Genomic DNA, 14,802 nt, shown 5'->3' with positions numbered 1-14,802 from the left:
CCTACAGATCAGCGCTTCTGGGTCAGGGCGCGGCGTTCGAATTCAACGATGCGCTGACGGTAGTGCTCAATCGTCTGGGCGGTCAGCACGCTGCGCTGGTCGTCTTTCAGTTCGCCGTTCAGCTCCTGAGACAGTTTGCGCGCCGCGGCCACCATCACGTCGAACGCTTGCTTCGGATGACGCGGGCCTGGCAGGCCGAGGAAGAAGCTTACCGCCGGCGTGCTGAAGTGGTCGATGTCGTCCAAATCGAAGATGCCCGGCTTGACCGCATTGGCCATGGAGAACAGGACTTCACCGTTGCCAGCCATGCTTTCGTGGCGGTGGAAAATATCCATCTCGCCGAAACGCAGACCGCTCTCCAGAATGTTCTGCAACAACGCCGGGCCTTTGAAGCCGGCCGTGTCGCGGCAGATCACGCTGATCACCAGCACTTCTTCGGCTTGCGGTTGTTCCTTGTCGCTGACCGAAGGCGAGGCCTTGGTGTCATCCGGGAAGTCGTCGTCACGGCTGCTGAAGCTCGGGCCGCCGTCCAGATCCAGGCTGAGGTTCATGTCACCCTGGGAAGGCTCGCCGTGGCCACGCTTGCCGCGCTTGGAACCCGATTCACGCGGCTCACGGGCAGGCATGCTCACCGACGGCAGATCGTGCTCGTCCAGTTGCGGTTCTTTATGATTATCCAGCACGCGGGGCGGGCCCAACAGCTCGGCGCTGGTGTCCTCGTCCGGCAGGTTGGACAAACTTCGGTCAAGACGGAATTTCAGTTTTCCCTTGCCGCCGCGCATGCGACGCCAGCCATCGAAAAGAATACCGGCAATGACAATAATGCCGATGACGATCAGCCACTCGCGCAGACCGATTTCCATGTAATCCCGTGCCTCTATAAAAAATGCTGAAAAATAAGGGGTTTACAACTCGCAAACCGCTTTAAAACGTGGCGCCAACTCTATGTTCTGACAGGCGTTTTGCCCACGTATACGAAAAATTGACATTAAACTAGCACGACCAAAGGCAACTTTACACCGTCTGTCACAATGGCTTGCGCGAATATGTCGATTGGCCAGCAAGTCGAGACAGGTAAAAAAGTCCTACAGACTAAAAATACTTGCCCTACAAGCGCCGACTCAGGCCTCCACCATCGCCATCGCCTCCTCGACATCCACTGCCACCAGACGCGAACAACCCGGTTCGTGCATCGTCACACCCATCAATTGCTCGGCCATTTCCATGGCAATCTTGTTGTGGGTGATATAGATGAACTGCACCGTCTGCGACATCTCTTTGACCAGCCGTGCGTAGCGTCCAACGTTAGCGTCATCCAATGGCGCATCCACCTCATCGAGCATGCAGAACGGCGCAGGATTCAACTTGAAGATGGCAAATACCAGGGCCAAAGCGGTCAGGGCTTTTTCGCCACCGGAGAGCAAATGGATGGTGCTGTTCTTCTTTCCTGGCGGCTGCGCCATGATCGTTACCCCTGTATCGAGTAGATCTTCGCCCGTCAGTTCCAAATACGCGCGTCCTCCGCCGAAAACTTTTGGGAATAACGCCTGTAAACCGCCATTGATCTGATCAAAGGTATCTTTGAAACGGTTTCGGGTTTCTTTGTCGATTTTGCGAATCACGTTTTCAAGCGTGTCCAGTGCTTCCACCAGATCATCGTTCTGCGCATCCAGATAACGTTTACGCTCGGATTGTTGCGTGTATTCGTCGATGGCCGCCAGGTTGATCGCACCGAGGCGCTGAATGCGCGCGGCAATGCGTTCGAGTTCTTCTTCGGCGTCCTTCTCGCTGGCCTCGGCGGTCAGCGTGGCGAGCACGCCGTGCAGGTCGTAGCCGTCTTCCAGCAGTTGATCTTCAAGTGTCTTGCGGCGCACGGTCAGGGCTTGCCATTCCATGCGCTGGGTTTCCATCTGCCCGCGAATCAACTGCGATTGCTGCTCGGCCTGGTTGCGACGTTTTTCCGCATCACGCAATTCACGGTCAGCATCTTCCAGAGCGATCTGCGCGGTCTTGAGTTCTTCGTCGACGGTCATGCGTTTGTCGAGCAGCTCTTCGAGCTTGAGGCGCAATTCTTCCAGCGGCGCTTCGCCCTCCTCCAGATTGAGACTCAACTGTTCGCGTTTTTCGGTCAGGCGCTCGGACTGCATTTCCAGTCGTTCCAGCGCCTGGCGCGTCGAATCGTGTTGCGCCTTGAGCGAGCCCAGACGCACCGCCAATTGATGCGCGTGATCCTTGTGTTGCCGGGCTTCCTGACGCACCCGATCAAGTCGCTCGCGCAGGCTGTCGCGCTGGGCCAGCAGCAACTCGCGTTGCTCGGTGTCCAGCGCCATGGCGTCGAGGGCTTCCTGCAATTGCAGGCGCGCTTCACCGATGTTTTCGTGCTCCAGCGCGCGCTGTTCAGCCAGCTCGGTGAGTTCTTCATCGAGTCGCGTACGACGCAACGTCAGTTGTTCAACCTTGGCTTTGCCGGCAGACAACTGGGCTTTCAATTCGCCTTGTTGACGCGCTTCGTCTTGCAGCAGACGACGCAAATGTTCGCGACCGTTTTCCTGCTGACGCTGCTGCGCCCGGAGATTCTGAAGTTGGGTTTCCAGGGTTTCGACCGTGGCTTCACGCTCTTCGCGCTCGATGCTCAGACGCTGGATTTCCTGACCACGGGCGAGCACGCCGCTTTCCGCTTCACTGGCCCGGCGTACGCGTAAAAAGTGTCGACCGACCCAATAGCCGTCGCGGCTGATCAAGCTCTGGCCGACGGTCAACTGACTGCGCTGGGCCAAGGCCTGTTCGAGGTTCTCAACGGGCTTGACCTGCCCCAACCAAGGCGACAGATCAATCTGCGCTTCGACTTTATCGAGCAGGCTGCCAGGCACGCGCACGCCATCGCTCGCCGGGCTGAGCAAACGCAAATCGCCTTGGGCAAAACCGGCCAGATCGAAATCGCCGAAGTCATCCACCAGCACCGCTTGCAGGTCGGCGCCGAGCACGGTTTCCACCGCCAGCTCCCAACCCGCTTCAACTTTCAAACCTTCGGCTAGACGCGGGCGATCCGCCAGATGCTGTTCGCGCAACCATTCAGCGGTGCCGGTGCCCGGATCGAGGGCGGCTTGCTGCAAGGCTTCAAGGGACGCGAGGCGACCATTGAGGCGCTGCAAATCGCCCTGGGCCTGTTGCTGATTCTGCAGCGCCAATTGCAATTCCTGACGCAGTTGCTCAAGGCGCTCGACCTGAGCTTCTTCGCTGGCCTGCAAATCTTCGAGGGTCGCTTCGCTCGCGGCCAGTTGCTCGCTAAGCTCCATGATCGCAGCGTCTTCCGGGTCCGCCGACAGCAACGCGCGCTCTTCGCCGAGGCGCTTCTGCCGATCGGCCAAACGCTCCATGCTGGTTTCGAGTTGCTGGATCCGCGACTGCTGAACTTCGGATTGACGACGTGGCTCGGCGGCAGTCAGGTTGAACGTGTCCCACTGCTCCTGCCAGCCGTGCATGGTGGTTTCGGATTCTTCCAGGGCAGCGGCGGCTTCTTCGGCGGCGGCGCTGGTGACTTCCTGCTCCGGCGTGAGCATGTCCAGCTCTTCGCCGAGGGTCAGCAGCAAGGTGCGGTCGTGGCCCAGGTGCGATTCGGTTTCCAGACGCGCGCGCTCGGCTTCTTTCAGATCGTCCTGCAACTGGCGCAAACGCTGCTGACCGTGCTGGATGCTCTGCTCGACCCGGGCGATGTCGCCGCCGACCGAATAGAAGCGCCCCTGCACCAGATTGAAGCGCTCTGACAGGTCATGGTGCCCGTCACGGAAGCGTTCGATGCTGGCGTCGGCGTTACGTTGCTCGGCGACCAAGGCTTCGAAGGTGACTTCCTGATTACCGATGACCGCTTCGCGCTGCCCGACCTGTTCGTTCAACGCCTGCCAGCGCAGGGCCGACAGCTGGGCCTTGAGCTGACGCTCCTCGCCTTTGTATTCCTGATACTTCTTGGCAGCCTCGGCCTGGCGGTGCAAGCGTTCGAGTTGACGCTCAAGCTCTTCGCGCAGGTCGGTAAGGCGGGCCAGGTTTTCGTGGGTGCGGCGAATGCGGTTCTCGGTCTCGCGCCGACGTTCCTTGTACTTGGAGATGCCGGCCGCTTCTTCGATGAAGTTACGCAGGTCTTCGGGCTTGGACTCGATCAGCTTGGAGATCATCCCCTGCTCGATAATCGAATAGCTGCGCGGGCCCAGGCCGGTGCCGAGGAAGATGTCGGTGATATCGCGACGGCGGCATTTGGTGCCGTTGAGGTAATAGGTGGTCTGGCTGTCGCGGGTCACTTTGCGGCGAATGGAAATTTCCGCATAGGCGGCGTATTCGCCGAGCAAGGTGCCATCGGAGTTATCAAACACCAGCTCGATGCTGGCCTGACTCACCGGCTTACGGCTGGTCGAACCGTTGAAGATGACGTCGGTCATCGACTCGCCACGCAGGTTCTTCGCCGAACTTTCGCCCATCACCCAGCGCACGGCGTCGATGATGTTCGACTTGCCGCAGCCATTGGGTCCGACCACGGCTGCCATGTTGCTCGGGAAGTTCACCGTGGTCGGGTCGACGAAGGATTTGAACCCTGCCAGTTTTATGCACTTGAGCCGCACGCTTAAGCGTCCGTCAGGGCAGAAACCACCAGATCGCAGCTGCGCTGGGCATAGGCCGTCAGCACTTCGCGGATCTGCGGAAAGTCACGGGCCAGTACGGCGGCGAGCAAACGCTCGAACAATTCGAGGAACTCGCTCATCGACGCCTTGCGCTGGTCCAGGGCAAGGAAATACGCCCGGCTCATGGCCGGCTGCAGGTTCTCGACGGTTTCCTGCAAGTACGGGTTGTTGGCGAACGGATACGCAGCGCGCATCACGTTGAAGCTGTCGTCGACGAAGGTGCGGATGTCCTGACGCTCGTAGCTGGCGGCCAGGCGTTGCTGGATCTGCACGAATGGCGCCATGTCGGCCTGGACTTGCCAGCCTTTGGCCACGGCATTGCCCAGCAGAATATAGAGCTCGCTCATCAGCGTGCACAGGCTCTGTACCTTGTGGGCGGTGAGCTCGGTCACGTGGGCACCGCGTCGCGGCAGGATCGCGATCAGGTGGCGGCGCTCGAGGATCAGTAAGGCCTCACGGACCGAACCGCGGCTGACATTGAGGGCCAGCGTGACCTTCTGTTCCTGGATGCGCTCCCCGGGCTTCATTTCGCCACGAATGATGCGTTCGGCGAGGTGGTGAGCGATTTGCTCGGCGAGGCTGTCCGGCGCCTTGAACGTCATGGTTGTCCTTCAAACTCTTCGATCTGCACAAGCGGCGCAGTGTAGCGCACATGAAGGGTCATGGCGGAGTGCCCACTCAGCGGTTTTTGGCACGAATCAAGCAAAAAGCAGGCTAACCCGCGAGGGTCAATAATGAAGGGACGAGTCGTTGATCGACAAAACGGGTTTTCCTGACCTTTAAGTCAGAAAATCATTGACCGCAAAGTCAGACCTGATAAATTCGGTCCAAGTCGGTTAACAACAATAATGAGTCTGCGAGGCCTTCCGTGATCCAGTTTTTACTTAACCAGGAACTCCGTAGCGAGCACGCCCTGGACCCAAACCTGACCGTGCTCAATTATCTGCGCGACCATGTGGGCAAACCCGGCACCAAAGAAGGCTGCGCCAGCGGTGACTGTGGCGCCTGCACCGTGGTGGTCGGCGAGCTGCAAACGGATGACGATGGCCGCGAACGCATTCGTTATCGCAGCCTCAACTCGTGCCTGACGTTCGTTTCGTCTTTGCACGGCAAACAACTGATCAGCGTCGAAGACCTCAAGCACCAAGGCGAACTGCACAGCGTGCAGAAAGCCATGGTCGAGTGCCACGGCTCGCAATGCGGCTTCTGCACCCCGGGCTTCGTGATGTCGCTGTTCGCATTGCAAAAGAACAGCGATGAGCCCGATTCTCACAAGGCCCACGAAGCACTGGCCGGCAACCTCTGCCGCTGCACCGGTTATCGGCCGATTCTGGCCGCCGCCGAACAATCCTGCTGCGGCAAGCAAATGGATCAATTCGATGCTCGCGAAGCCGACACCATCGCTCGCCTGAAAGCCATCGCCCCTACCGACATCGGCGAACTCAACAGTGGCGACAAGCGCTGCCTGGTGCCGCTGACCGTGGCCGATCTGGCCGACCTTTATGATGCTTATCCACAGGCCCGGCTGCTGGCCGGCGGTACGGATCTGGCGCTGGAAGTCACCCAGTTTCATCGCGCGTTGCCGGTGATGATCTACGTCGGCAACGTCGCCGAGATGAAGCGCATCGAACGCTTCGACGACCGCCTGGAAATCGGCGCCGCGACCGCCCTCTCCGATTGCTACGAAGCCTTGAAAACCGAATACCCGGACTTCGGCGAATTGCTGCAACGCTTCGCTTCATTGCAGATCCGCAACCAGGGCACCCTCGGGGGCAACATCGGCAACGCCTCGCCGATCGGTGACTCGCCACCGCTGCTGATCGCGTTGGGCGCGCAGATCGTTTTGTGCAAAGGCGAAACCCGCCGCACCCTGGCCCTGGAAGATTACTTCATCGATTACCGGGTCACCGCGCGCCAGGAAAGCGAGTTCATCGAGAAGATCATCGTGCCCCGCGCCAGCGCCGAACAGCTGTTCCGTGCGTACAAGGTTTCCAAGCGTCTGGATGATGATATTTCCGCTGTCTGCGCGGCGTTCAACCTGCGCATCGACAACGGTGTCATCGCGGATGCCCGCGTGGCGTTCGGCGGCATGGCCGCGATTCCGAAACGCGCGAATAACTGCGAAACCGTATTGCTCGGCGCGCCGTTCAACAACGCCACCGTCGAACGTGCCTGCGCCGCACTGGCCGAAGATTTCACGCCGCTCTCGGACTTCCGCGCCAGCAAGGAATATCGCCTGCTCAGTGCGCAGAACCTGCTGCGCAAATACTTCATCGAACTGCAAACGCCGCACATCGAAACTCGGGTGACCGCTTATGTCTAATCATCACGCCGTAGAGAAGACCCAGGCCGAACTGGCTGAACTGTTCGCCAAGGACCTGACCACCGGTGTCGGCCGCAGCGTCAAGCACGACAGCGCCGCCAAGCATGTGTCCGGCGAAGCGCAGTACATCGATGACCGGCTGGAATTCCCCAATCAGCTTCATGTTTACGCTCGATTGTCGGACCGCGCCCACGCGAAAATCATCAGCATCGACACCAAGCCGTGCTACGCCTTTGAGGGCGTGCGCATCGCCATCACCCACGAAGACGTGCCGGGCTTGAAAGACATCGGGCCGCTGCTGCCGGGTGATCCGTTGCTGGCCATCGATGATGTGCAATTTGTCGGTCAACCGGTGCTCGCCGTTGCCGCGAAAGATCTGGAAACCGCACGCAAAGCCGCCATGGCCGCGATCATCGAATACGAAGATCTCGAGCCGGTGCTGGACGTGGTCGAAGCCCTGCGCAAACGCCACTTCGTGCTCGACAGCCATACCCATCAGCGCGGCGATTCGGCTGGCGCATTGGCGACTGCCGAACATCGTATTCAAGGCACGCTGCACATTGGCGGCCAGGAACACTTCTACCTCGAAACCCAGATCTCTTCGGTCATGCCGACCGAAGACGGCGGGATGATCGTCTACTGCTCGACCCAGAACCCGACCGAAGTACAGAAACTGGTGGCCGAAGTTCTGGACGTGTCGATGAACAAAATCGTCGTCGACATGCGCCGCATGGGCGGTGGTTTCGGTGGCAAGGAAACCCAAGCCGCCAGCCCGGCGTGCCTGTGCGCCGTCATCGCCCACCTCACCGGCCAGCCGACCAAAATGCGCCTGCCCCGCGTCGAAGACATGCTGATGACCGGCAAGCGTCACCCGTTCTACGTCGAGTATGACGTCGGCTTCGACAGTACCGGCCGCCTGCACGGTATCGCCCTGGAACTGGCCGGTAACTGCGGTTGCTCGCCGGACTTGTCGGCGTCGATTGTCGACCGTGCGATGTTCCACGCCGACAACTCGTACTACCTGGGCGATGCGACCATCAACGGTCACCGCTGCAAGACCAACACCGCGTCGAACACCGCGTACCGGGGTTTCGGCGGCCCGCAAGGCATGGTCGCCATCGAAGAAGTGATGGACGCGATCGCCCGCCATCTGGCCCTCGACCCGCTGGCGGTGCGCAAGGCCAACTACTACGGCAAGACCGAGCGTAACGTCACCCATTACTACCAGACCGTCGAGCACAACATGCTCGAGGAAATGACCGCCGAACTGGAAGAAAGCAGCCAGTACGCCGAGCGCCGCGAAGCGATCCGTCGCTACAACGCCAACAGCCCGATCCTGAAAAAAGGCCTGGCGCTGACCCCGGTGAAATTCGGTATTTCCTTCACCGCCAGCTTCCTCAACCAGGCCGGCGCGCTGGTCCACGTCTACACCGACGGCAGCATCCACCTGAACCACGGCGGCACTGAAATGGGCCAGGGTTTGAACACCAAGGTTGCCCAGGTGGTGGCTGAAGTATTCCAAGTCGAAATGGACCGGGTGCAGATCACCGCGACCAACACTGACAAGGTGCCAAACACCTCGCCGACTGCCGCTTCCAGTGGCGCCGACCTGAATGGTAAAGCGGCCCAGAACGCGGCTGAAATCATCAAGAAACGCCTCGTGGAATTCGCCGCGCGCCAATACAAGGTCAGTGAAGAAGACGTCGAATTCCACAACGGCCACGTGCGGGTTCGCGATCATATCCTGACCTTCGAAGCGCTGATCCAGCAGGCGTATTTCGCTCAGGTTTCGCTGTCGAGCACCGGGTTCTACAAGACCCCGAAAATCTTTTACGACCGCAGTCAGGCCCGTGGCCGGCCGTTCTACTACTACGCCTTCGGTGCAGCCTGTTGCGAGGTGATCATCGACACCCTGACCGGCGAGTACAAGATGCTGCGTACTGACATTCTCCACGACGTCGGCGACTCGCTGAACCCGGCCATCGACATCGGCCAGGTCGAGGGTGGTTTCATCCAGGGCATGGGCTGGCTGACCATGGAAGAACTGGTGTGGAACAACAAAGGCAAACTGATGACCAACGGCCCGGCCAGTTACAAGATCCCGGCCGTGGCAGACATGCCGCTGGACCTGCGGGTGAAGCTGGTGGAAAACCGCAAGAACCCGGAAGACACGGTGTTCCATTCCAAGGCCGTGGGTGAGCCGCCGTTCATGCTAGGCATCGCATCGTGGTGTGCGATCAAGGATGCGGTGGCGAGCCTCGGTGACTACAAGCATCAACCGAACATCGATGCGCCGGCGACGCCGGAGCGGGTGTTGTGGGGGTGTGAGCAGATGCGGCAGTTGAAGGCGGCGAAAGCCGTGGAAGCCGAGGTTGAGTTGGCTTCGCTCTAGACCGAGGCGCGCCCTTCGCGGGCAAGCCTCGCTCCTACAGGTTGGTGGTGATCGTGTGACCGCTATCAATCCTGTAGGAGCGAGGCTTGCCCGCGAAGAGGCCCGACCAGACAACAAAGATGTCGAGGTGAAACATGTATAACTGGATCGACGCCCTCGCCGACCTGCAATCCCAGGGTGAGCCCTGCGTGTTGGTGACCATCATTGAAGAGCTCGGCTCGACGCCGCGCAATGCCGGTTCGAAAATGGTCATCAGCGCCACCCAGGCCTTCGACACCATCGGTGGCGGGCACCTGGAATACAAGGCCATGCAGATCGGCCGCGAGATGCTCACCAGCGGCAAGCATGACACGCACCTGGAGCGCTTCAGCCTCGGAGCCAGCCTGGGCCAGTGCTGCGGCGGCGTGACCGTGTTGCTGTTCGAACCGATGGGCCAGGTCCAGGCGCAGATCGCTGTGTTCGGTGCCGGCCATGTCGGTCGGGCGCTGGTGCCGCTGCTCGCCAGCCTGCCCTGCCGGGTGCGCTGGATCGATTCGCGTGAAGCGGAATTCCCAGAACAGATCCCCCACGGCGTTCGTAAAATCGTCGCCGAAGAACCGGTTGATGAAATCGACAACCTGCCCGCCGGCAGCTACTGCATCGTCATGACCCATAACCACCAGCTCGACCTCGAACTCACCGCCGCGATCCTCAAGCGCAACGACTTCACCTACTTCGGCCTGATCGGTTCGAAGACCAAACGGGTGAAGTTCGAACACCGCTTGCGTGACCGTGGTTTCGACAGCGCCGTGCTGCAACGCATGCGCTGCCCGATGGGCATCGGCGAAGTCAAAGGCAAGTTGCCTGTGGAAATCGCCATCTCCATCGCCGGCGAAATCATCGCCACCTATAACGCCAGTTTCGGCCAGCAAACTGCCAACGCCGGAACATCGATTGCCAAACTGCTGCCTGCTTCACGCCGCAGCCAAGCCACGAATTGAGAAATTTTATGCCTCTGACTCGCAAAGCCTACCGCGCCGCCATCCTGCACAGCATCGCCGACCCTGCCGAAGTGGGTATCGAAGCGTCTTATGAGTATTTCGAAGACGGCCTGCTGGTGGTCGATAACGGCCAGATCAGCGCCCTCGGTCACGCCAGCGAATTGCTGCCCACCCTGCCGGCCGACATCGAGATCACTCATTACCAGGACGCGCTGATCACCCCCGGCCTCATCGACACCCACATTCACTTGCCGCAAACCGGCATGGTCGGTGCCTACGGCGAGCAGCTGCTGGACTGGCTCAACACCTACACTTTCCCTTGCGAAAGTCAGTTCGCCGACAAGGCTCACGCCGATGAAGTCGCGGACATTTTCATCAAAGAACTGCTGCGTAACGGCACCACCACTGCCCTGGTGTTCGGCAGCGTGCACCCGCAATCGGTGAACTCGTTCTTCGAGGCCGCCGAACAGCTGGACCTGCGGATGATTGCCGGCAAGGTGATGATGGACCGCAACGCGCCGGACTACCTGACCGACACCGCCGAATCCAGCTACGTGGAAAGCAAGGCGCTGATCGAGCGCTGGCACGGCAAGGGCCGCCTGCATTACGCGGTCACCCCGCGCTTCGCCCCGACCAGCACCCCGGAACAACTGACCCTCGCCGGCCAGTTGCTCGGTGAATACCCAGACCTGTACATGCAGACCCACATCAGCGAAAACCTGAAGGAAGTCGAGTGGGTCAAAGAGCTGTTCCCGGAGCGTAAAGGCTATCTCGATGTTTACGATCACTACCAATTGCTCGGCGAGCGCTCGGTGTTCGCCCACGGCGTGCACCTGTGCGACGACGAATGCGCGCGGCTGGCGGAAACCGGCTCGGCCATCGCGTTCTGCCCAACCTCCAACTTTTTCCTCGGCAGCGGCCTGTTCAATCTGCCGATGGCTGAGAAGCACAAACTCAATGTTGGCCTGGGCACAGACGTTGGCGGCGGCACCAGTTTTTCGCTGCTGCAAACGCTGAACGAAGCCTACAAAGTCATGCAGATGCAAGGCGCACGGTTGAGCCCCTTCAAGTCGCTGTACCTGGCCACCCTCGGCGGCGCTCGTGCGCTGCGGCTGGAAGACAAGATCGGCACCCTGCAACCGGGCACTGATGCGGACTTCCTGGTGCTGGACTACAACGCCACGCCGCTGCTCAGCTATCGCTTGAAGCAGGCCAATAACATTGCCGAGACGTTGTTTGTGCTGATGACGCTGGGGGATGACCGGACTGTTCTGCAGACGTATGCGGCGGGGAATCAGGTGCATCAGCGTTAAGGTTTTCCAGCCCAAAAAAAATCCCCCGCAGCTTTTCAGCCCGGGGGATTTTTGTTGTCTGTCACATCGCCTTCGCGGGCAAGCCTCGCTCCTACAGGTGCGGCGTGATCCCTGTAGGAGCGAGGCTTGCCCGCGAAGGACGCGCCGCGGTCTATCAGATTTTCGCCGGCGAGCGCCCAGGCTTCTTGGTCTGCAACAAATGCGAAAACACCGCATGCAAATCATCCGACGCGCTTTCTTCGTCGAGGTTGAGTTTGCTGTCGATGTGATCCATGTGGTGCATCATCAGATTCACCGCCAACTCACCGTTACGCGCTTCGATGGCGTCGATCAGTTGGGTGTGCTCGTCGTAGGAACAGTGGGAACGGTTGCCGCTTTCGTACTGGGCAATGATCAACGAAGTCTGCGACACCAGACTGCGCTGGAAGCTGATCAGCGGTGCATTCTTCGCCGCTTCGGCCAGTTTCAGGTGAAACTCGCCAGACAGACGGATACCGGCGCCGCGATCGCCACGGGAGAAGCTGTCGCGTTCGTCGTTGACCATCTGCCGCAACTCGGCAATCTGCTCGGCGGTGGCGTGCTGAACCGCCAGTTCAGTGATCGCGCGTTCTACCAGACGCCGTGCCAGGAACACCTGACGCGCCTCTTCGACACTCGGGCTGGCAACGACGGCGCCGCGATTCGGACGCAGCAGCACGACGCCCTCATGGGCCAGGCGCGACAGCGCGCGGCGAATGATGGTGCGACTGACCCCGAAAATTTCCCCCAGCGCTTCTTCGCTCAACTTGGTGCCGGGCGCCAGACGCTGTTCGAGGATGGCCTCGAAGATATGCGCGTAGACAATATCGTCCTGGGTACCGCTGCGGCCGGCTTTGCCTGCTCGCGGTTGTTTCTTAAGGGGCTGCAACTGTTCGTTCATGGGCACTCGAGTCGGGAGAACTGCGGCGAATTGACCGTGACTGTAATACGGCACAGTGGGTCGCTGGCAAGTATCGCGTAAAAAACACCGCGATTGTACACAATGGATGGTGGCAACACGACTGTACGGCTGTTTGTCGCTTCTGCTGTATCGCAACGGTTGGTTACTTTTGAGTTTAGGCTTGATCGCAGAATCCGCCTTTTGCGCACAATCCCCTGTAGGAGTGAGCCTGCTCGCGATGGCGGTGGATCAGTCGACAACGTTGTTGCCTGACACTCCGCTATCGCGAGCAGGCTCACTCCTACAGATTTGCGCTATTGCGGACATCTTCATCTGTATAAGGAACACCGCTGTCATGAACGACGCCACGCACACGCAGCTCCGCCCCTGGGCCGATACGTCACCGTCGGCGATCGTCGCCGGGTTCATCGCGATGATGACCGGCTACACCAGCTCCCTGGTCCTGATGTTTCAGGCCGGACAAGCGGCGGGCCTGACCAGCGGGCAGATTTCGTCGTGGATCTGGGCCATCTCGATTGGCATGGCGGTGTGCTCGATCGGCCTGTCCCTGCGTTATCGCACGCCGATCACCATCGCCTGGTCGACCCCCGGCGCGGCGTTGCTGATCACCAGCCTGGGCGGCGTGACCTACGGCGAAGCCATCGGTGCCTACATTACTTGCGCGGTGCTGGTGACCATTTGCGGCCTGACCGGCAGCTTCGAACGCCTGGTGAAAAAGATTCCGGCGTCATTGGCTGCAGCATTGCTGGCGGGGATTCTGTTCAAGATCGGCAGCGAAATCTTCGTCGCCGCCCAGCATCGCACCGCGCTGGTACTGGGGATGTTCTTCACTTACCTGCTGGTCAAGCGCCTGTCGCCGCGTTATGCGGTGCTTGCGGCATTGTTGATCGGCACGGCGCTGTCGGGGTTCATGGGACTGCTCGACTTCAGCGGTTTCCATCTGGAAGTGGCGACACCGGTCTGGACCACACCGCACTTCTCCCTAGCCGCGACCATCAGCATCGGGATTCCATTGTTTGTGGTGGCGATGACTTCGCAAAACATGCCCGGCATCGCCGTATTGCGCGCTGACGGCTACACCGTGCCGGCCTCGCCGCTGATCACCACCACCGGCATCGCCTCGCTGCTGCTGGCGCCGTTCGGCTCCCACGGGATCAACCTCGCGGCTATCAGCGCGGCGATCTGCACCGGGCCGCATGCCCATGAGGATCGCAACAAACGTTACACGGCGGCGGTCTGGTGCGGGATTTTCTACGGGATTGCCGGGGTGTTCGGCGCGACGCTGGCGGCGCTATTTGCGGCACTGCCTAAAGAATTGGTGCTGTCGATTGCGGCGCTGGCGTTGTTCGGCTCGATCATCAATGGCCTGAGCATTGCCATGACCGAAGTGAAGGAGCGTGAGGCGGCGTTGATTACCTTTATGGTCACGGCGTCGGGGCTGACGCTGTTTTCCATTGGTTCGGCGTTCTGGGGGATTGTGGCGGGGGTGTTGACGTTGGTGATTCTGAATTGGCGTAAGGCCTGAGGGCCCCTTCGCGGGCAAGCCTCGCTCCTACAGAGGGCTTCACGCTGAACCTGTAGGAGCGAGGCTTGCCCGCGAAGGCATCCCCGAAATCAATATCGCAAGCCAAGCCATACGCCTACAAAAAGCAGGCATAAAAAAACGGCGACCCTTGGGTCGCCGCTTCTTTTATGACATAAAGCTATGACATCAAGCTACCGGATTGATCGGCTTTTCCGGGTACCAGACGTCGATCAGCGGGCTGACGGTTGCTTCGGTCAGTTCGCTGCGGCCTTTGAGCCAGGCTTCAACAGCAGCACGCTGCTCTTCGGACACCGAGCCACGCTTCTGCAGGCAAACCAGACCGAAGTCGTCGCCGCCAACATAGCCCAGACCGTTGGCTTCCATGGCTTCTTTCAGGAACGCGTCGAGGAAAGCATCAATGGCTTCATCAGCCAAATCTTCTTTGAAATCCAGGTTCAGCTCGAAACCCAGCTCTTGAAATTCATCGACGCACAGTTTTTTGCGCAGACGCTGGGAACGGTTAGTCGCCATTGGAACAATCCTCATAAGTAATAACGGGCGGCACTTTAGCAGTTTAAGGCGCTGATTGCCCGTCTCTCGGCAGCGCTACGCCTACCGTCGGTAAAAAAATAGCGGATTAGAAGGCCACAGCAAGGCAC

At 59.8% G+C, this 14,802-nt stretch carries 10 protein-coding genes; 5 read left to right on the top strand and 5 right to left on the bottom strand.

Annotated features, from left to right (window positions below):
* Positions 1-8: 8 nt before the first annotated feature.
* The 3 genes from zipA to ACYZTY_RS07900 all read right to left on the bottom strand — a co-directional run bounded on the left by zipA (position 9) and on the right by ACYZTY_RS07900 (position 5,272).
* A complete protein-coding gene (gene zipA, locus ACYZTY_RS07910) occupies positions 9-863 on the bottom strand; it encodes a cell division protein ZipA (RefSeq protein WP_131059988.1) in 855 nt (284 codons plus the stop codon).
* A 258-nt stretch (positions 864-1,121) separates the two neighbouring features.
* The gene (gene smc, locus ACYZTY_RS07905; RefSeq protein ID WP_461957981.1) at positions 1,122-4,610 is read right to left on the bottom strand and encodes a chromosome segregation protein SMC; all 3,489 of its coding nucleotides are present in this window, start codon (positions 4,608-4,610) and stop codon (positions 1,122-1,124) included.
* Between the two features lie 2 nt (positions 4,611-4,612).
* Complete coding sequence (locus tag ACYZTY_RS07900) at positions 4,613-5,272, bottom strand: GntR family transcriptional regulator (RefSeq protein WP_461957980.1); 660 nt, start codon at positions 5,270-5,272, stop codon at positions 4,613-4,615.
* A gap of 266 nt (positions 5,273-5,538) precedes the next feature.
* On the opposite strand from ACYZTY_RS07900, the gene xdhA reads away from it, so the two are divergent.
* The 4 genes from xdhA (at position 5,539) to guaD (ending at position 11,678) form a co-directional block, all read left to right on the top strand.
* Positions 5,539-6,993 carry a xanthine dehydrogenase small subunit gene (gene xdhA, locus ACYZTY_RS07895; protein ID WP_461957979.1) on the top strand — a complete coding sequence of 485 codons (1,455 nt, stop codon included), beginning with the start codon at positions 5,539-5,541 and terminating at the stop codon, positions 6,991-6,993.
* Positions 6,986-9,385 (top strand): xanthine dehydrogenase molybdopterin binding subunit, encoded by a 2,400-nt coding sequence (gene xdhB, locus ACYZTY_RS07890; protein WP_461957978.1) that lies wholly within the window; start codon positions 6,986-6,988, stop codon positions 9,383-9,385. Before xdhA ends, xdhB begins: the two co-directional genes overlap by 8 nt.
* A gap of 134 nt (positions 9,386-9,519) precedes the next feature.
* Positions 9,520-10,365, top strand: a complete 846-nt coding sequence (xdhC, locus tag ACYZTY_RS07885) for a xanthine dehydrogenase accessory protein XdhC (RefSeq protein ID WP_461957977.1) — start codon at positions 9,520-9,522, stop codon at positions 10,363-10,365.
* 8 nt (positions 10,366-10,373) lie between these two features.
* Positions 10,374-11,678, top strand: coding sequence for a guanine deaminase (guaD, locus tag ACYZTY_RS07880; RefSeq protein WP_461957976.1), 1,305 nt, complete (start codon positions 10,374-10,376; stop codon positions 11,676-11,678).
* 154 nt (positions 11,679-11,832) lie between these two features.
* On the opposite strand, the gene ACYZTY_RS07875 is transcribed toward guaD, so the two are convergent.
* On the bottom strand, positions 11,833-12,597 hold the full coding sequence (locus ACYZTY_RS07875; RefSeq protein ID WP_008027375.1) for a GntR family transcriptional regulator: 765 nt from the start codon (positions 12,595-12,597) through the stop codon (positions 11,833-11,835).
* Between the two features lie 355 nt (positions 12,598-12,952).
* Between ACYZTY_RS07875 and ACYZTY_RS07870 the strand changes: the two genes are divergently transcribed.
* Positions 12,953-14,143: a benzoate/H(+) symporter BenE family transporter gene (locus tag ACYZTY_RS07870; protein ID WP_461957975.1), complete on the top strand. Its 1,191-nt coding sequence runs from the start codon at positions 12,953-12,955 to the stop codon at positions 14,141-14,143.
* Positions 14,144-14,329: 186 nt separating this feature from the next.
* On the opposite strand, the gene ACYZTY_RS07865 is transcribed toward ACYZTY_RS07870, so the two are convergent.
* Positions 14,330-14,674: a YggL family protein gene (locus ACYZTY_RS07865; protein WP_007896965.1), complete on the bottom strand. Its 345-nt coding sequence runs from the start codon at positions 14,672-14,674 to the stop codon at positions 14,330-14,332.
* Between the last annotated feature and the right edge of the window lie 128 nt (positions 14,675-14,802).

Source organism: Pseudomonas sp. LB1P83, from assembly GCF_054897885.1.
Note: the sequence above shows the minus strand (reverse complement) of the source record. Positions and strands in the feature narration are given on the sequence as shown.